The organism is uncultured Thiocystis sp., assembly GCF_903866365.1.
Taxonomy (GTDB): domain Bacteria; phylum Pseudomonadota; class Gammaproteobacteria; order Chromatiales; family Chromatiaceae; genus Chromatium.
Genome location: NZ_CAIPNF010000355.1, coordinates 1 through 1535, shown reverse-complemented (window position 1 = coordinate 1535; position 1535 = coordinate 1). Strand labels below are relative to the sequence as shown.

2 protein-coding genes are annotated in these 1535 nt (G+C 60.7%); both read left to right on the top strand.

The window, feature by feature from the left end; all coding sequences use genetic code 11:
- Positions 1-199 precede the first annotated feature (199 nt).
- The gene (locus QZY07_RS20110; RefSeq protein ID WP_295406456.1) at positions 200-343 is read left to right on the top strand and encodes a hypothetical protein; all 144 of its coding nucleotides are present in this window, start codon (positions 200-202) and stop codon (positions 341-343) included.
- 184 nt (positions 344-527) lie between these two features.
- Positions 528-1535, top strand: a 1008-nt coding sequence (locus tag QZY07_RS20105) for a phosphatidylserine decarboxylase (RefSeq protein ID WP_295406453.1), incomplete at its 3' end; no start/stop codon positions are given.

The following is a 1535-nucleotide window of genomic DNA, read 5'->3' as shown; positions in this document are numbered from 1 at the left end:
CTAGGGCAATGCCGTCATCCAGCGTCAGGCGCGCGGTCTGAATCTGGCAGTCGGCGGTTCGGGCAAGCGCCGGTGCCAGGGTCAGCCAGCCGAGCAGGCACAGTAACAGTGGGCGGATCGGATTCAGTCGCATCGGACAGGCACCATTCCAAGGTAAGAAAACAGCGCTGTGACAATCATCGGCGCCGCAGATTTTCCTATGTTAGTCCAGTTGCACTCCCATCGCTTCACGCAGCCCGCCCGCGCATTGATCCTGCTGGCCGCGCTCTTGCCTGGCCTCACCGATCAGGCCGAGGCGCGTCAGACCAGACCCCAGCACGAACTATGCACCCTGTTGCAATAAACCCATGCACGGTTTGCCGAGGACACCCAAGGCGCCAATACCGATGTCTGAACCCGGTCGGTAACAGCATCCGCGCGCAACGGGCGATCAAGCACATTGCCCGGCGACTGGGATTGAATCTCTTCGCGCCGGATGTGTGGCTAAACCATCAAACCTCACTCAACACTCACCAAAGCGGGAAACCATGAAAAAACGGCTGCTTTACTGTCTGATCTGTTGCCTGACCGGTTGGGCTACCCTCGGCCGGGCCGAGGTTCCACCACCACCGCCCGCGCAATGCACGGAAAGCATCGGCGCCTTTGCCGAGGCTTACCAGGAAGACGAGGTTTTCAGGCTGTTGATGGACAATGCCTTTGAGAACATGCAGCCCCTACCGGAAGGCTACCACCCGGGGGGCAATCCATGGATCGGCAAGCATTTTGACGACCTGCTCGCCTTCCTGGGCGACTGGTGCCTGTTTCTGCCCAGATCCAAGGGCAGCTCGGACGATGGTTTGGCCTACATCGAGGTGATGGACTTCTTCGCCTACCAGAACCCCTTTGGCCAGACCGTTTTCCAAATCCCTCCTGGCCGGGAGTTGTTTGCGCGTTTCGTTCAGGATCGGGGCGCCTTCATGAACAGTCCGGAGTCGCGAACCGTAGTAGCCCAGTGGTTGGCGAACCCGCGCATCGAGAAAGAAGACTACCTGCTCCCGGATCCCGATGCCTCGGACGGCGGCTTTGACGCGTTCAACGCCTTCTTCGCCCGCGTTTTCAAGGATCAGGCACACAGCCGACCCCAGACCATGCCGGAGCGGGACTATGTGATCAGCGCGCCCACGGACGCGATCATGAACGCCATTCCCGTGCCTATCGTGGACAACAGTACCAGGCTGCGCACCAAGGGCACCCAGGAACTGAACATCCAGCAGTTGCTGGCCGGTTCCAAGCACTGGGAGCGGTTCGTGGGCGGCACGGCGCTCTCCTGCATTCTCATGCCCAACACCTATCATCGTTACCATTCCCCGGTGGCTGGCTCGGTGATCGAGACCGCTCTGGTGGACGGCGCCCTGATTGGCATGGAGGATTTTCCCGCCTTTGTTCCGTCCGGCGGCAACGTGGGCCGCCCCGGCGCGGACTTCAGCGCCTTCGAGAACTATCGGCGCGGCTATTTCATCATCGATACTGGAAAGTATGGCCTGGTGGCCGCGGTG